Origin of the sequence: Tardiphaga sp. 42S5 (genome assembly GCF_034044155.1) — a bacterium.
Lineage (GTDB): Bacteria > Pseudomonadota > Alphaproteobacteria > Rhizobiales > Xanthobacteraceae > Tardiphaga > Tardiphaga robiniae.
On the sequence record NZ_CP139027.1, the window covers coordinates 3,454,615 to 3,471,219 of the forward strand.

The 16,605-nt window shown below is 59.7% G+C and carries 13 protein-coding genes; 2 read left to right on the forward strand and 11 right to left on the reverse strand.

Annotation, left to right across the window (positions count from 1 at the left end; all coding sequences use genetic code 11):
* Positions 1–16: 16 nt before the first annotated feature.
* From SFY93_RS15915 to SFY93_RS15960, 10 genes are all read right to left on the reverse strand, one after another.
* Complete coding sequence (locus SFY93_RS15915) at positions 17–448, reverse strand: CBS domain-containing protein (protein WP_089267110.1); 432 nt, start codon at positions 446–448, stop codon at positions 17–19.
* A gap of 272 nt (positions 449–720) precedes the next feature.
* The gene (gene oxlT, locus SFY93_RS15920; protein ID WP_320443805.1) at positions 721–2,031 is read right to left on the reverse strand and encodes an oxalate/formate MFS antiporter; all 1,311 of its coding nucleotides are present in this window, start codon (positions 2,029–2,031) and stop codon (positions 721–723) included.
* Between the two features lie 230 nt (positions 2,032–2,261).
* Positions 2,262–3,551 (reverse strand): oxalate/formate MFS antiporter, encoded by a 1,290-nt coding sequence (gene oxlT / locus SFY93_RS15925; RefSeq protein ID WP_320443806.1) that lies wholly within the window; start codon positions 3,549–3,551, stop codon positions 2,262–2,264.
* 209 nt (positions 3,552–3,760) lie between these two features.
* Positions 3,761–5,266, reverse strand: coding sequence for a tripartite tricarboxylate transporter permease (locus SFY93_RS15930; protein ID WP_089267113.1), 1,506 nt, complete (start codon positions 5,264–5,266; stop codon positions 3,761–3,763).
* Between the two features lie 57 nt (positions 5,267–5,323).
* Complete coding sequence (locus SFY93_RS15935) at positions 5,324–5,821, reverse strand: tripartite tricarboxylate transporter TctB family protein (protein WP_309944585.1); 498 nt, start codon at positions 5,819–5,821, stop codon at positions 5,324–5,326.
* Positions 5,822–5,911: 90 nt separating this feature from the next.
* Positions 5,912–6,925 carry a Bug family tripartite tricarboxylate transporter substrate binding protein gene (locus tag SFY93_RS15940; protein WP_120290949.1) on the reverse strand — a complete coding sequence of 338 codons (1,014 nt, stop codon included), beginning with the start codon at positions 6,923–6,925 and terminating at the stop codon, positions 5,912–5,914.
* Positions 6,926–7,423: 498 nt separating this feature from the next.
* Positions 7,424–7,561, reverse strand: coding sequence for a hypothetical protein (locus SFY93_RS15945; RefSeq protein ID WP_170849697.1), 138 nt, complete (start codon positions 7,559–7,561; stop codon positions 7,424–7,426).
* A 234-nt stretch (positions 7,562–7,795) separates the two neighbouring features.
* Entirely contained in the window at positions 7,796–9,073 is a 1,278-nt protein-coding gene (frc, locus tag SFY93_RS15950) for a formyl-CoA transferase (RefSeq protein ID WP_320443807.1), read from the reverse strand.
* 79 nt (positions 9,074–9,152) lie between these two features.
* On the reverse strand, positions 9,153–10,892 hold the full coding sequence (gene oxc / locus SFY93_RS15955; RefSeq protein WP_320443808.1) for an oxalyl-CoA decarboxylase: 1,740 nt from the start codon (positions 10,890–10,892) through the stop codon (positions 9,153–9,155).
* An 85-nt stretch (positions 10,893–10,977) separates the two neighbouring features.
* The gene (locus tag SFY93_RS15960; RefSeq protein WP_068730533.1) at positions 10,978–11,709 is read right to left on the reverse strand and encodes a GntR family transcriptional regulator; all 732 of its coding nucleotides are present in this window, start codon (positions 11,707–11,709) and stop codon (positions 10,978–10,980) included.
* Positions 11,710–11,896: 187 nt separating this feature from the next.
* Here SFY93_RS15960 and SFY93_RS15965 point away from each other — a divergent pair, with 187 nt between their 5' ends.
* Positions 11,897–14,074 (forward strand): acetate--CoA ligase family protein, encoded by a 2,178-nt coding sequence (locus SFY93_RS15965; RefSeq protein ID WP_320443809.1) that lies wholly within the window; start codon positions 11,897–11,899, stop codon positions 14,072–14,074.
* 75 nt (positions 14,075–14,149) lie between these two features.
* On the opposite strand, the gene pncB is transcribed toward SFY93_RS15965, so the two are convergent.
* On the reverse strand, positions 14,150–15,451 hold the full coding sequence (gene pncB / locus SFY93_RS15970; protein ID WP_089267118.1) for a nicotinate phosphoribosyltransferase: 1,302 nt from the start codon (positions 15,449–15,451) through the stop codon (positions 14,150–14,152).
* A gap of 295 nt (positions 15,452–15,746) precedes the next feature.
* Between pncB and SFY93_RS15975 the strand changes: the two genes are divergently transcribed.
* Positions 15,747–16,595, forward strand: coding sequence for a cyclase family protein (locus tag SFY93_RS15975; RefSeq protein WP_170849696.1), 849 nt, complete (start codon positions 15,747–15,749; stop codon positions 16,593–16,595).
* The last annotated feature ends 10 nt before the right edge of the window (positions 16,596–16,605 follow it).

Genomic DNA, 16,605 nt, shown 5'->3' on the forward strand with positions numbered 1-16,605 from the left:
AGCTTGAGGCTAGGCCTCAGGCGACCGCTGCATGCGCTTGCGGTGCATCCTCATGGTCGAGCGCCCTGCTGATGTCGCGGATGCTGATCACACCGATCAGCGTGTGATCGTCGATGACCGGGACGTGCCGAATGTGATGCTTGTTCATCAGGTGTCGCACATGTTCGAGCGTGTCGGTCGAGTGGCAGGAAATCAATTCCTGGACCGAGATCATATCCGAGACCTTGCGATTGACGCCGGCGGCGCCGTGTTCGGCGATCGCGCGCACCACGTCGCGTTCCGAGAACATGCCGACAGCGGTGTTGCCCTCGGTGCGGCACACGTCCTTCACGACCAGTGCGCTGATATTGCCCGTCCGGAGCAACTGCGCCGCGATGGCGACGGTCTCGTTCATGCGGACAGTGGCGATACGGGTGCTCTTCCTACGCAGGATATCTCCGACTTGCATGGCAATAACCTCCCTTGGCTGATCGGCTGAGGATCGATCTTGTAGGCGCAAGATTGGTATACGGTATGCCAGTTGTCAACGCGGAAACGAGGATATCGAAGCCCGGAGGTCAAGAAAGAAAGTCAGTATTTCTGACGTTTATTGCTGCGTGGCGCGTGTTTTTCGACGTGCTTCTATCGCACCCGCGAATCCAGTTGGAGGTCTGGCATGCCAGTTGGGCATGAAAGAAGGGGCGCACTCGCGTGCGCCCCTTCTCGGCATAGCCCGATCGATCAGGCGGTTTTGGCGCTCTGCGGTGCCGCTTCTGTCACCACAGGTTCGCTTCCCAGAATGAATGCGCGCCGCATCGGCTTGATAACGAACAAAGCGAGCAACGCAGCCATGGCATTGAGTGCAACGGCGATCACAAACACGGCCTGCCATCCATAGCTCGCTGCAATCAGGCTCGCGAGTGGTACCAACAATGCCGCCGTGCCCTTTGCGGTGTAGAGCATGCCGTTATTCGTCGCGGCATATTTGGCACCGAACGTATCGCCTGACGTCGCCGGGAACAGACTGTAAATCTCACCGAACACACCGAAATAGACCGCCGTCGCCAGTACGAAGACGAGCGGATTGTGGCCATAGGCCGACAGCGTCAGCAGCATCAGCGCGGCGGTGCCGAAGGCGATGAACATGGTGTGTTCACGACCGATCTGATCCGACAACCAACCGAAGAGCGGGCGGCCGAACCCGTCAAAGATGCGATCGAGCGAGATGGCGAAGGTCAGTGCTGCCATCTGGAAGCCGGCCAATGTCACCGGAGAATTCGCAATGTTGTAGTCGTGGGCGATCGGCGCGATCTGCGCTGCGGTCATCAAGCCACCGGCGGCGACCATCACGAAGACCAGATACATGACCCAGAAGATCGGGCTGCGCAGCACTTGCGGCGGTGTGAAATCCGTCTTGGTCTGCGGCAGATTGAGTTGTTTCCTCGTCACCGGCACGGCCTGCCCAGGCGGACGCATGAAGAAGGCGAGCATGAACACGATCAGGCCCTGGCCGATGCCGAAGGTGAAGAAGGCGTGCTGATAGCCGCTCTCGGCAATCATATGCGCGATCGGCACGACGGTGATCGCAGCGCCGGCGCCGAAGCCTGCCGCCGTGGCGCCCGCAGCGAGGCCGCGGCGATCGGGAAACCACTTCAGAGCATTGCCGACGCAGGTGCCGTAGACCGAACCGGCGCCGATGCCGCCGACGACGGCGCCAGCGTAAAGCATCACCAGTGAGTCCGCATAGGAGTTCAGCACCCAGGCGAGGCTGATCATGGCTCCGCCGAACATGATGACGACGCGGGGACCGTATTTGTCGACGAACCACGCTTCGACCGGCACCAGCCAGGTTTCTACGACGACGAACAGCGTGAAGGCGAGCTGGATCGCGGCGCGACCCCAGTGATACTTGGCGTCGATGGGATCGACGAACAGCGTCCATCCGTATTGCAGATTGGCGATCATCGCCATGCAGACGATGCCCATCACGAGTTGGATCCAGCGGAAGCTGCCGGGTGGGTTGGACGCGGTGGTGAAGTCTGGTTGAGCCATCGTGTTTCCTCCGATGCGCGCTTTTTCCCTTGCGGCGTGGTGTCGCTAAGGGTTGTGGCGTATTGCCGCAGGCGTCGCTTGGTCGGAGGCTGGTATATTATATTCCACGATGCAAGGTCTTTGTCGATTGTTGCGTGAAGACGATCACGCCTTGGCGAGCAGCACGGGGCCCACGTAAAACGCGCCCAGCCGGGGCTGAGCGCGTTGTTTTCTTGAGGCTTTTTGCGTTTTTAGGTCGCAAGCGCCTTGCTGACGACGACCTTACGCCAAGGCTTCAGCACTGCGATCGCGAGCAGTGATGCCAGAATATTGGCACCGGCGGCGATCAGGAACACGCTGTCCCACGTGCCCGATGACTGCTGCATATAGTTCGCGACCGGCACCAGAAGTGCTGCCGTTCCCTTCGCCGTATAGAGCAGGCCGGCATTGGTTGTCGCGAATTTGGAGCCGAAGGTGTCCGTACACGTCGATGGGAAGAGCGAGTAGATCTCACCCCATGCGAAGAACACGAAGCCCGACAGCAGCACGAACCACAGGGGATCGTGGCCCCACATATACAGCGCCCAGATGCCCACGCCTTCCATGCCGAAGGCAATGAACATGGTATTCTCGCGACCGATCATGTCGGAGATCCAGCCGAAGAACGGACGCGTGAGACCGTTGAGTACACGATCGATGGTGGCGGCGAAGGTGACCGCAGTCATCGTCACGGCCATCAGCGTCACGGGGACGTTGTCGATCTTCCAGTCGGCCGCAATGGGCTTCAGGTTGGCCGTCACCATCAGGCCGCCGGCCCCCACGATCACGAACATGAAATACATCAGCCAGAAGATCGGATGGCGGATGACTTCTGTCGGCGCGTAGTTGCGGCGGGTCTGGATCACGTTGGCGTTCTGCGTGACCGCCGGTACCTGTCCAGCCTTTGGCGCGAACAGGAAGAAGGAGAGGATCACGATGATGATGCCTTGTCCGAGACCGAAATACAGAAATGCGGTCTGGAAGCCGGAATCCTGGATCATGGCCTGGATCGGCGCGACCGTGAGGGCGGAGCCGGCACCAAAGCCTGCTGCGGTGATGCCAGCCGCGAGGCCGCGCTTGTCAGGAAACCACTTCAGGGCATTGCCGACGCAGGTACCGTAGACGCCGCCAGCGCCGATGCCCGCAACGATCATGCCGAGATAGAAGCCGTTGAGCGTTTCCGCCTGTGCATTGATCGCCCAGCCGATGCCGCAGAGGATGCCGCCGATAAGGACGACGAGCTTCGGGCCGTATTTATCGACGAACCATCCTTCGACCGGCACCAGCCAGGTCTCGAACAGAACGAAGAGGGTGAAGGCCCACTGGATCGACGCGCGATCCCAGCCGAACTTCTTCTGGATGTCGGGGACGAAGAAGGTCCAGCCGTATTGATAGTTGGCGATCATCACCATCGCGCCAACGCCGATGGCGAGTTGTGTCCAGCGGTAGGCATCGCTGACACGTGCGGCAGCTGGCGCCACCCCGTGAACTGCATCAGTCATAGTTCCTCCTAAAGCGCTGTTCTATTGAGAGCTCGACAGCTGCGAAGGATAGTTTGGTATATGATATGCCAACTAACAAGCGAAATCTTGCCAATTTGCCGCTGCAAGTTTCGCATGACTGAATGCTGTACTGCGATACTACAAGACAGCACAAAGCCGGCGGTCCAGACCGCCGGCTTTTGGGTTTGAACAGTTATTTGTATCGTTATTTACGCTGCTGCAGTGCGAGTACGCAGCCGGGTGAAGCCGTTCTGGATCACCGACCAGAACAGCGCGATCAGGCCGAGGATCATGATGCTGCTCACCAGCGTGTTCGAGAAGAAGATCCCGAGCGATCCCTGCGACCCCAGCAGCGACTGACGGAAGGCTTCCTCGGCCTTGTCGCCAAGTACGATGGCCAGCACCAGCGGGGCGAGGGGATAGTTACACTTCTTCAGTGCGTAACCGATGATTCCGAATACCAGCATCATCACTACGTCGAAGGTCGAGTTGTGGACGGAGTAGGCGCCGATCGCACAGAGCACCAGGATAAGAGGTGCGATGATGCTGAATGGAACCCGCAGGATTGCTGCGAAGATCGGTACACAGGTCAGCACGATGATCAGGCCGACGAGGTTGCCGAGATACATCGAGGCGATCAGGCCCCAGACGAACTCCTTCTGCTCGACGAATAGCATCGGGCCAGGCTGCAGGCCCCAGATCAGCAGACCACCAAGAAGCACAGCTGCAGTTGGCGAACCGGGGACGCCGAGCGAGAGCATCGGAAGCAGGGCTGCGGTACCGGCAGCATGTGCAGCCGTTTCCGGAGCGATGACACCTTCGATCTCGCCTTTGCCGAAATTGTTGCCGTTCTTGGAGACGCGCTTGGCGATCCCGTAACTCATGAACGACGCCGGTGTCGCACCTGCCGGCGTGACACCCATCCAGCAACCAATCACGCAGGAGCGCAGTGACGTCATCCAGTATTGCGGCAGGCTCATCCAGGTACGGAGCACGACGCGAAGATCGATCTTCGCCTTGCCGCCCTGGAAGCGCAGTCCTTCCTCCATGGTGAGGAAGATTTCGCCGAGGCCGAACAGGCCGATAACGGCGATCAGGAAGTCGAAGCCGTTGAGAAGTTCGGTCGAGCCAAACGTGAGTCGCAGTTGTCCCGTGATGGAATCGAGGCCGACCGCGGCGAGGGCAAAACCGATCATCATCGCCGCAATGGTCTTGAAGGGTGGCTCCTTACTCAGCCCGACGAAACTGCAGAACGCCAGGAAATAGACCGCGAATTTCTCCGCGGGCCCGAACCGTAAGGCGAAGCCTGCGACCAGCGGCGCGACTAGGGTGATCATGACGACGGCGAACAGTGCGCCAACGAAAGAGGAGGTGAAGGCGGCGGTCAGTGCTTCGGCAGCCTTGCCCTGCTGGGCCATCGGATAGCCGTCGAATGTCGTGGCCACCGACCATGGTTCGCCGGGAATGTTGAACAGGATCGAGGTGATCGCACCTCCGAACAATGCGCCCCAATAGATGCAGGACAGCATGATGATGGCCGATGTCGGCGGCATGCTGAAGGTGAGGGGCAGCAGGATCGCAACGCCGTTGGCGCCGCCAAGGCCGGGCAGCACGCCGATGATGACACCAAGCACGATGCCGAGCACCATCACCGCGATGTTGAATGGCTGCAGCGCGACCGCAAAGCCCTGGAATAGATTAGCAATTTCTTCCATTTCGAGTAGTCCTCAGAAAGAGACCGGCAGACGCAACGGAATTAAAGATCGCGGAAATCAAAGACCGAGCAGATCCTCGAGGGGCCCCTTGGGGAGCGGCACGAGAAACCAGCGTTCGAAGATCAGGTAGGTGACGACAGGCATGCCAAGAGAGATAGCGGCGATGATCGGCCACTCATATTTGCCGAGCCAGCGCATGAACCATGCGATGAAGATCATCGACGACACGTAGAGTCCTATGAACGGCAGGACGCCGACATAGATGCCGGTGGGAATGACGACGCTGAAGACCTGGCGCAACTGGCCCCATTCGGCGAACAGGTTGCCGTCGTCCTCGCGCAGCGTGTTCCAAATATTGACGAGGCTGGAGATGATGATGAACAGCCCGATATAGAACGGGAAGAATCCGGCTTTCGGTCCCTCTGCGCCCCAGTTAATGCCGGCCTTGACGCTGCCATAGACGACGATGGCGCCGAACAGGCCGATGACGGTGGTGACGCCGGCTTCGACCGATTTGTGAGATGGGCCTGCGTTGTGAGATTGCTGCGTGGTCATGGACAACTCTGTGTGAGAGATCAGCGTCGATCAGCGTGTTGCAAGCGCCGGACCTGATGTGCGATCAGGCCCGGCCTCATAGCGCCCGCGTCAGTTGCCTTGCGCGAGGAAGCCGGCTTCCTTCATCAGGGTCTCGTGGCGCTTCTCTTCGGTGCCAACCCAGCTGGCATAGTCACCGCCGGTCATGAAGGTCGTGTTGAAGGCGCCGCTCTTCATCAGGTCCTGCCACTCGGGCGTCGCGCGGACCTTCTTGAACAGTTCGACGTAATAATCGATCTGATCCTTCGTCGCTTTCGGCCCCATGAAGATGCCGCGCAGCATCACATATTCGATGTCGAGTCCCTGTGACTTGCAGGTCGGAATGTCCTTCCAGCCCTTGCCGTCGGCGACCTGCTCGTCATAGGCCATCGGCTTGCTGTCGAAGACGCAGAGCGGCCGCACCTTGCCGCCGCGCCATTGCGCGACAGCCTCGATCGGATTGTTCACGGTTGAATCGACATGCTGGCCAACGAGCTGCACTGCGACTTCACCGCCGCCCTTGTAAGGGATGTAAGTGAACTTGCTGCCGATCGCCTTCTCGACCGCGACCGTGATGATCTGGTCTTCCTGCTTCGAGCCCGTACCGCCCATCTTGATCGTGCCGGCCGGTGCGGCCTTCACGGCGTCGATATAGTCCTTCACCGTCTTGTAGGGCTTGTCGGCATTTACCCACAACACGAACTCGTCGAGCGCCAGCATCGCGACCGGGGTGAGATCCTTCCAGTTGAAGGGAATGCCGGTGGCGAGCGGTGTCGTGAACAGGTTCGACAACGTGATGATGATCTTGTGCGGATTGTTGTTCGCCGACTTCACGTCGAGGAAACCTTCACCGCCCGCGCCTCCCGACTTGTTGATGACGACAAGCGGCTGTTTCATCAGACTGTGCTTGGTGATGATGCCCTGAATGGTGCGCGCCATCTGATCGGCGCCGCCGCCGGTGCCCGCGGGAACGATCAATTCGACGGGGCGCGTCGGCTCCCATGCAGCAGATGCCGGGAGAGACGCTCCCAGGCAGAGAATGGATGCAGCGGCCGCGAGCGTGAGACATGAACCTAGGCGTTTCATTGTTTCTCTCCCATTCGTTTTGATAGCGTCGATCGTTCGTCGACTTTGAAATCGTCAGTGCGTGGTCGGGTCTTCCTTCGAATGTCCTGACTGCGGGTGTGCAAACGCGCCCTTGCATGCGCCATATGCGCACGTCAGACTGTCGAGCATCGAAGCGGCTCGCCTGCAAAAAGGATGAGTGGGTCTGGATCGCTCTGTCATTGCGCATACGGCATTGCGTGCCCGCGAAGGCAGCGCAGCCTTTGTCCTCCCCAGGTATGCCTTCTATTCAGACGTGAAGCATTACCGTTCGCGCATTTTGGTATGCGATATGCCAAGCGGCAAGCGATTAGAGCCGTTAAAAGCCGGGGAGGCTGAAATGTCGCAGGGAACGCGAGACGTCGCTGCGATGCAACTACACAAACAAAAAAAAGGCCCCGGAAATCCGGGGCCAGTCGTCGGGAGGAACGCAGAGAATTTTGCGCGGGCTAGCCGCGCAAAAGTAGTGACGTCGCAGCCTTACAGGCCGAAGCGGGGCAGGTCGCCGTTGCGGGCCGAGATGCGTGCACTGGCCATCAGCGCGCGATCGAGCGAGGCCATGAAGCGAGCGAAGAAGCTGGTGGACGTGGTGAGGTCGAGAGAAGCAGTCTTCGACATGATTTGATCCTTTGCTGGAGGCCGCCTCGTCTTGGCGCCTCATCATCCGGGATCAATTTACGTATACCAGATGCCAAGGACAATTGTCTTGTTTGCATAGCAGCATGAGGATTTTGCAGTGCGATATGGATCGATTTGATTTTCTTATTAAAGTTCCGCATCGGCCACCGTAAATGAAAAAAGGCCGCCAATCGGCGGCCTTTCGCATCTAATTATATGAAATCGCTGACGAAATTACTCAGCTGCGACCTTCCGCGGCGGATCGAGTGCGCCAGAGTCGTGGATTTCGGCCACCTGATGATCGCTGAAGCCCAGCACTTGCCTGAGGATTTCGTCGGTATGTTCGCCGAGCAGGGGCGAGCGGGTCACTTCGGTAGGGCTTTCCGATAGCTTGATCGGATTGCCAACCGACAGATACTTGCCGCGCTCGGGATGATCGACCTCCACCACGGTGCCGGTCGCACGCAGTGACTGGTCTTCGGCCAGCTCCTTCATGGACAGGATCGGGCCGCAGGGGATGTCATCCTTGTTGAGGATTTCCATCGCCTCGAACTTGGTCTTGGTCATCGTCCACTGTTCGATGCGCGCGAAGATCGCGTTGAGCTTGGGCAGGCGCACCGCCGGCTTGGCATAGGCCGGGTCGGTCTTCCAGGTCGGTTCGCCGATCACGTCGCAGATCTTCTCCCACACCGGCGCCTGAGTGATGAAGTAGATGTAGGCGTTCGGATCGGTTTCCCAGCCCTTGCACTTCAGGATGCGACCGGGCTGGCCACCGCCGCTGTCGTTGCCGGCACGCGGCACGGCATCGCCGAACGGAATGCCTTCGCCGAACTGGCTGTATTCCTTGAGCGGGCCATGGGCGAGGCGCTGCTGGTCGCGCAGCTTGACGCGCGCGAGATTCAGCACGCCGTCCTGCATCGCGGCGGTGACCTTCTGGCCCTTGCCGGTTTGCGTGCGCTGATACAGCGCGGTGACGATGCCGAGTGCGAGATGCAGGCCGGTGCCCGAGTCGCCGATCTGCGCGCCGGTGACGAGTGGCAGGCCGTCGCGGAAGCCGGTGGTGGAAGCTGCACCGCCGGTGCACTGCGCGACGTTCTCATAGACCTTGCAGTCCTCATAGGGACCGGGACCAAACCCCTTGATCGAGGCAACAATCATCTTCGGGTTGATCTGCTGTATCTTTTCGAACGGGAAGCCCATGCGGTCGAGCACGCCGGGTCCGAAGTTCTCGACGAGTACATCGCACTCTTTCATCAGCGCGGTGAGGACTTCCTTACCCTTCGGGTTCTTGGTGTCGAGCGTGATCGAACGCTTGTTGTGGTTCAGCATGGTAAAATACAGGCTGTCCACATTCGGCACGTCCTGCAGCTGGCCGCGGGTGATGTCGCCAACGCCGGGCCGTTCGACCTTGATCACATCGGCGCCGAACCATGCCAGCAACTGCGTGCAGGTCGGGCCAGATTGAACGTGGGTGAAGTCCAGAATGCGAACGCCTTTGAGCGCCTGTGTCATTGTTTTGCTCCCGTAAACTAGTTTTGCCGCCTCGGCATATGAGAAAAGGAGACGGGGTCTCGCGACCCCGCCTGATGTGTTATTTCTTCTTGCTGAGCACGCTCTGCGGATTGAGGTTGCCGATACGGCCGCTCTCGCTGCCGGCCGCCGGATCGATCACCGCATTGATGAGCGTCGGCTTGCCGGAATCCATCGCCGCATTGACGGCGCGCTTGAGTTCGTCGGGCGAGGTCGCGTTCACGCCAATGCCGCCGAAGGCTTCCATCATCTTGTCGTAGCGCGAGCCCTTGACGAAGACCGTCGGCGCCACGTCGGAGCCGCCGGTCGGATTGACGTCGGTGCCGCGATAGATGCCATCATTGTTGAAGACGACAATGCAGACCGGCAAATTGTAGCGGCAGATCGTTTCCACCTCCATGCCGGAGAAGCCGAATGCGCTGTCGCCTTCGATCGCGAGGACAGGCTTGCCGGTTTCGACGGCCGCGGCGATGCAATAGCCCATGCCGATGCCCATGATGCCCCAGGTGCCAACATCGATGCGCTTGCGCGGCTGATACATGTCTACGATGCCGCGAGCGAGATCGAGCGTGTTGGCGCCTTCGTTGACGAGCATCGCATCCGGACGCTCGGCGATGATGGTGCGCAGAACACCAAGCGCGCCGTGGTAATCCATCGGCGAATTGTTGTTCATCAGCTTCGGCGCCATCTTCGCGACGTTCTCGTCGCGCTTCGTGGTGACTGCTGATGTCCAGTCGGACGATGCCTTCTGCCAGCTCTTGCCCATGCCATCGAGCAAAGCAGTGACGCAGGAGCCGATATCGCCAACGACGGGCGCGACGATCTCGACGTTGGAATCCATTTCCTTCGGCTCGATGTCGATCTGGATGAACTTCTTGGGCGCGCTGCCCCAGGCCTTGCCCTTGCCGTGCGACAGCAGCCAGTTCAGGCGTGCGCCGATCAGCATGACGACGTCGCTGTCTTTCAGGACTGTCGAACGTGCAGCACCCGCACACTGCGGATGGGTGTCAGGCAGAAGACCCTTGGCCATGCTCATGGGCAGGAACGGAATGCCTGAAGTTTCGACCAGCGCCTTCACGGCATCATCAGCCTGTGCATAGGCGGCGCCTTTGCCGAGAATGATCAGCGGCTTCTTCGCCGATTTCAGCACGTCGAGCGCGCGCTTGATCGAAGCCGGGGCAGGGATCTGCGCCGGCGCGGCGTCGATCACCTTCACGAGCGACTTCTTGCCCGCATCGGCATTCATCACCTGACCAAACAGCTTGGCCGGCAAATCGAGATAGACGCCGCCCGGGCGACCTGACACTGCAGCGCGGATCGCTCGCGCGAGGCCAATACCGATGTCGGCCGCATGCAGCACGCGGAACGCGGCTTTACATAGCGGCTTGGCGATCGCGAGCTGATCCATTTCCTCATAGTCGCCCTGCTGCAGGTCGACGATCTCGCGCTCGGACGAGCCCGAGATCAGGATCATCGGGAAGCAGTTGGTGGTGGCGTGGGCAAGCGCAGTGAGGCCGTTGAGGAAGCCGGGAGCCGACACGGTCAAGCAGACGCCGGGCTTCTTGGTGAGATAGCCGGCGATCGATGCTGCATAGCCAGCGGCCTGTTCGTGACGGAACGACAGCACCCGGATGCCCTCGGCCTGCGCCATGCGGCCGAAGTCGGTGATCGGAATGCCCGGCACGCCGTAGATCGTGTTGAGGCCATTGAGCTTGAGGGCATCGATGATCAGATGGAAGCCATCGGTCAATTCCTGCTCGGCGGCTGCGTTGGTATCGATGCTCTGGACTACTGCGGACATCCCGCTCTCCCTGACTTTTCTTGTGACTGTTGGTCGTTGCTCAATTGGACGTGGTGCGGAGTGGTGAACCGTCGCGAGACGGCGCTTACGTAAACAATTCCTGGCCGTGGGCTTCAACATAAGAAGCCAGACCCAGCGTGTGATCGCGCGCGCGCTTTTCCGCGAGCTCGGTGTTGCGCTCCTCGAGTGCTTCGATGATGGCCAGATGCTCGGGCAAGGACGTCGCGGTGCGGTCGGTGCGTCCAATGGTGAGCTGGCGATAGCCGCGCACATGCAGCAGGATATCGTTGGTCATATCGACCAGCACCGGCGACTCGCTGAGCGAGATCAACGCTTGGTGGAAAGCAATGTTGGCTTTCGAATATTCTTCGACGTGATCCTGCGGCAAGCGATCCTTGTTGAAGTCCTTGAAGAAGTCGCGCAGCGCCGAGATATCTTTCTTGCGCGCGGTGGTCGTGATCAGACGCGCGGCCATGCTTTCCAGTGCCGCCCAGGCGCGGATCATGTCGACGATCTCGACCTTGGTCTTTCTGACAACGACGATGCCGCGGCGTGGCACAGTCTTTACGAAGCCATCCTGCTCCAGCATCGCAATGGCTTCGCGGATAGGCGTGCGGCTGACACCGAGCCGTTCCGACAGAGCGCGCTCGTCGAGCATCACCGGATCTGGCGAGGTGTAGATGTCCATCTTCAAAATGGCTTCTTTCAAGGCTTCATAGGCCTTGGTCTTGAAGCTGGTCTCCGGTGCAATCCGAACGATCGCGATATCGGCTTCAGACATGACGGACGGCGCCTTGGTTTGTTTTCGCGTGGGCATGAATCATCTCCAGTCGAGATGTCCTACCACAGAAATAACGTCAAGAATTTTTGGCATACCAGATGCCAGCATGTCAAGATGACAGCTATTTCAGCAATTTTGCGCTGCAACGCGCCTTGACAATCAAGTTTCTGGCATACCAAATGCCATCAATCCGTCTATTGGAAAAGACGTGAAGGAGGAAGCCATGTCCCAATCGAATCTTGCTGTCAAAGAAGCAACACCCAGTTCTGCTGGACCGGCGGCGAAACAGGCCGTCCGCAAAGTTCTCGATGCGGTCAAAGCCGACAAGCGCACCAGCCTGACCGCCCCCGAGGGCAAGCTTGTGTGTGACGCATACGGCATTCCCGTGCCGAAAGAAGGCGTGGCCACCTCAGCTGCTGACGCTGCCAAGATGGCAAGCGGCATGGGCTTCCCGGTCGTGATGAAGATCGTCTCGCCGGACATTCTCCACAAGACCGAAGCGGGCGGTGTCATTGTCGGCGTCAAGACCGCCGAAGACGCGCAGAAAGCTTACGACACCATTCTGGCCAATGCCAAGAAGTACAAGGCCGATGCCAAGATAGAAGGTATCCAGGTTCAGCAGATGCTGATGGGCGGCACCGAAGTGATCATCGGTTCGATCACCGATGGTTCGTTCGGCAAGCTGGTGGCCTTCGGCCTCGGCGGCGTGCTCGTCGAAGTGCTGAAGGACGTCACTTTCCGTCTCGCGCCCGCGACCAATGATGACGCGCTGTCGATGCTCGATGGCATTCAGGCCGCAGAGATGCTGCACGGTGTGCGCGGCGGCGATCCCGCCAACCGCGAGGCGCTGGCCGACATCATCGTCAAGGTATCGCAGCTCGTCAGCGATTTCCCGGAAATGGTCGAACTCGATCTCAACCCGGTCTTCGCCACCAAGAAAGACGCGATTGCCGCCGACGTGCGCATCGTCGTCGACTTCGACTACAAGCCGCGCCCCGCGCCGCGCTCCAACGCCGAAATCGTCACGGCGATGAACCGCATCATGATGCCGAAGGCCGTAGCTGTGATCGGCGCCTCCGCCGAAGATGGCAAGATCGGCAATTCGGTGATGAAGAACCTCATCAACGGCGGCTACAAGGGCGACATCTACCCGATCCATCCGAAGGCCGAAGAGATCATGGGTCGCAAGGCCTATAAGAGCGTCAAGGATGTTCCGGGCGTGATCGACACCGCGGTATTCGCGATTCCTGCCAAGTTCGTGGCCGGCGCGCTGATCGAATGCGGCGAGAAGAAAATTCCGGGCGCGGTGCTGATTCCGTCGGGCTTTGCCGAAGCCAACGAGCCTGCATTGCAGGAAGAGATCGTCGAAATCGGCAAGAAGTATGACGTCCGTCTGATGGGGCCGAATATCTATGGCTTCTATTATACGCCGGCCAATCTCTGCGCGACTTTCTGTACAGCCTATGACGTGAAGGGTTCGGCGGCATTGTCGTCGCAGTCCGGCGGCATCGGCATGGCGATCATCGGCTTCTCGCGCTCTGCCAAGATGGGCGTGTCGGCGATCGTCGGCCTCGGCAACAAGTCGGATATCGATGAGGATGATCTGCTGGCATTCTTCGAGCAGGACCCGAACACCACGATCATCGCGCAGCACTGCGAGGATCTGAAGGATGGCCGTGCCTTCGCGGAAGCCGCCAAGCGCGTCTCCAAGATCAAGCCGGTTGTCGTACTGAAGGCCGGCCGCACCTCGGCCGGCGCCAAGGCGGCCTCGTCGCATACCGGCGCACTTGCCGGCAACGACAAGATCTATGAGGACGTGTTGAAGCAGTCGGGCGTCATTCGCGCCCGCTCGCTGCGCCAGCTGCTCGAATTCGCGCGTGGCATTCCCGTGCTGCCGACGCCGAAGGGTGAGAACGTGCTGATCATCACCGGTGCCGGTGGTTCGGGCGTGCTGCTGTCGGATGCGGTGGTCGATAACGGCATGTCGCTGATGGCGATGCCGCCGGATCTCGATGCTGCCTTCCGCAAGTTCATCCCGCCGTTCGGCGCCGCCGGCAACCCGGTCGACATCACCGGTGGCGAACCGCCGATCACTTACGTCAACACCGTGAAGCTGGGCCTCACCGATGATCGCATCCACTCGCTGATCCTCGGCTACTGGCACACGATCGTGACGCCGCCGATGGTGTTCGCGCGCAACATGGTCGAGATCAAGAACGAGATGAAGGCCAAGGGCATTGAGAAGCCGATGGTGGCTTCGCTCGCGGGCGACGTGGAAGTCGAGGAAGCCGCCGAATATCTCTACCAGAACGGCATTCCGGCTTACGCCTATTCGACCGAACTCCCGGTCGAGGTGCTCGGTGCCAAGTACAAGTGGGCACGCGGAGCGGGCCTGCTGTAAGCAGCTTCGATCTATACACAAAGCAAAGCGCCGTCCGGGAAACCGGGCGGCGCTTTTTTGCGTTTGCGGTTCTGGCTAGACGATCACCGGCTGTTCGGCGACGCCCTCCCGGCCGAAGATGCGCAGATAGCGTTCGATCTCTGCAGGGCTGCTGCCGGTGGTCTTGGCGGGATTGTCCGACAGCTTCACGGCCGAGCGGCCGTTGGCATAGGTGACCTTGCAGACCAGGCTGATCGGGTCGAGTGAATCGAGCCCGCGCGGATGGGCGCCGCGGAAGTCGTTGGTGGCCATGGTACCCCAGCCGAAGCTCTCGCGGATGCGCCCACGGAAACGCTGATGCAGATCGATCATCAGGTCGACTTCGAGACCGTCGCTGAACATCGCGCGCTTCTTGCGCGGATCCTCGCCGCGCATCGCATACCAGGCGATCATCTCTTCGCCCGCCGCGACCGGCTCCTTGCTGTCCATGCGCATGCCGGTCCATTGTGAGGCCCAGGGCGGTGCGTCGCGCAGGAACTGCGTCATGCCGAACGTATCGGGCAGAATGATCAGCAATTCGCCGTCATAGACCTCCTGCCATTTCGCCAGCACGTCATATTGCGCGGTCTTCAGCTGGTCGTCGTTTTCGGCGAGGCAGGCGAACACCATCGGCAGTTCGTGCGAATTGGTGCCGATGGCTTCGAATGAATGCTTGAAGGCGAGCAGGGCGTTCGACGTTCCGACGAAGCTGCGGCCAAGCTCGTTGGCCATCGCGTCCGTCACCCATTCCTGCCACAGGAAGCCGTGGCGGCGACGGGTGCCGAATTCCGCGAGCCGCATGTCCGGATAGGATTTCAGCTTCTTGATCTTGTTCCAGATCTTGGTCTTGGTCTGGGCGTAGAGAATATCCAGCTCGAACTTGTCCAGCGTGGCCATGGCGATCCGCGATCGCAATTCGCTGACGATGGCGAGGGCGTAGATCTCCCACATCGTGACTTCAGCCCAGTCACCTTCGAAGGTGAGGACATATTGACCATCGATGGTCTCAAGCTTGTAGTCAGGCAACCTGAAGCTGCGCAAATATTCGATATATTCCGGACGGAAAATGTCGCGGCGGCCATAGAAGCGGTTACCGGCCAGCCAGATCAGTTCGTTCTCGCGGAATGAAAGCGTGCGGGCATGATCGAGCTGCGCGCGCAGCACCGCTTCCGGAATGATCTCGGCAAGGCGGACGGTCTTGGTCCGATTGATCAGGCCGAAGGTCACAGGCACCTTCGGATAAAGCATCCAGATGAACTGGTGCATCAGGAATTTGTAGAAGTCGGTGTCCAGCAGCGACCGGATGATCGGATCAAGCCGGTAGTTGTGATTGTGGACCCGGGTGGCGAAATCCATCATGGCAACGCCACTCCTGGTAACGTGCCTGATCGTGGCACCTGCACCGAAACGGCAGTGGCCGCATCGCTGACGCTGTCTTTGCAGCAGTTCATTAAATTGGCGTATCCGCCGGGTTTATCGATGTCAACGCAAGCGCTGAACGGCGCTTTCACAATCGAGAATTGTCGTGGCAGCCCAGCGTTTGTCCATCTGTTTTTGGCCCTGATCCTGCATCTGCGGGCATTGCGCAGAATTGTTTGCATGCTTACGATTCCCACCTGCCGGTGGGCGCCCCGAAACGATGAAGGACAGCACCATGAAAGTCGTCGATCTCTCCCACGTCATGAACATCCACACGCCCGGCTGGGTCGGCTATGCCGGCAACAAGATGTATTATGCGCAGAACCTGCAGACGCAGATGATCGTGGCGCAGCGGATCGAGACGGCGCTGCATGCCGGCACGCATTTCGACGGCGCGATGCACGCCACCGACGGGCGCAAGGGCGACATGGCCTCGCTGCCGCTGGACTACCTGTTCAATCGCGGCGTCGTCGTCGACATCTCAAGCCAGATGCACGACTGGGCGGTGATCACGCCTGAGATGCTTGAGAAGTCCGGCGCGGATATTCGCGAAGGTGACATTCTGATCCTGCACACCGGCTGGCATAAATATTACGAAGGCCAGGCGCAGCAGGATCTGGTGAAGTACTTCTGCTATCACCCCGGTCCGAATCTCGACACGCTGCACTGGATGCTGGAGAAGAAGATCAAATGGTTCGGCATGGACACGGGCTCCTGCGACCACTCGATGAACACCTCGATCCGTAATATGCGGCCGGACATCGCTGCGCAGTTCACCAAGAAGCACGGCAAGACGCCGGCGGAATTCTTCGGCACGTTTGAGTATAATCACAAGCTCTCGGGCCGCCACGTGACTGCCGACATGTTTCCGTTCCACAATTACGCGTTCCAGGAAGGCTTGTTGCATGCCGAGAATATCGGCGGCGACATCGAACTGATGCTGAACCAGCGCTGCCTGATCGGTGCATTCCCGTGGCGCTATGATGGGCTTGAGTCATGCCCGTGTCGTATCCTGTGCTTCACAGATACGGGCGATGCCTCGGTGGAAGCCATGGGCAATGCCGCAAAGGCGATCATGGGGTGATGTAGTTTAG